The sequence below is a fragment of the Massilia sp. 05N420 genome (genome assembly GCF_056397205.1).
In genome coordinates this window covers 1-354 of the sequence record NZ_JBFTMX010000302.1, presented here as the reverse complement: position 1 = coordinate 354, position 354 = coordinate 1, and the positions used below count along the sequence as shown (strand labels likewise).

At 62.7% G+C, this 354-nt stretch carries 1 protein-coding gene; it reads left to right on the top strand.

Features of this window, described 5'->3' with window-relative positions; translation table 11 throughout:
* The coding region (locus tag AC1DIX_RS28430) for an ABC transporter permease subunit (protein ID WP_477328707.1) at positions 1-354 on the top strand (354 nt) is incomplete at both ends.

The following is a 354-nucleotide window of genomic DNA, read 5'->3' as shown; positions in this document are numbered from 1 at the left end:
CGGCATCGTTGCCTGCACGATGATGTTCTGCCTGGCGTCGCGCGACTTCGACCTCTCGGTCGGCTCGACGGTCGCCTTCTCCGGTATGATCGCGGTGATGGTGTCGAATTCCACCGGCTCGATCCCGCTCGGCCTGCTGGCGGCGCTGATCTGCGGCAGCATCGTCGGCGTCATCAACGGTGTGGTTATCGCCAAGTTCCGCATCAATGCGTTGATCACTACGCTGGCGACGATGCAGATCGTCCGCGGCTTCGCGCTGATCGCTTCGGATGGCCGTGCTGTCGGCATCAACGATCCTTCGTTTTACCAGCTGGCGCTGTCGCGCTTCCTGACGGTGCCGACGCCGATCTGGAT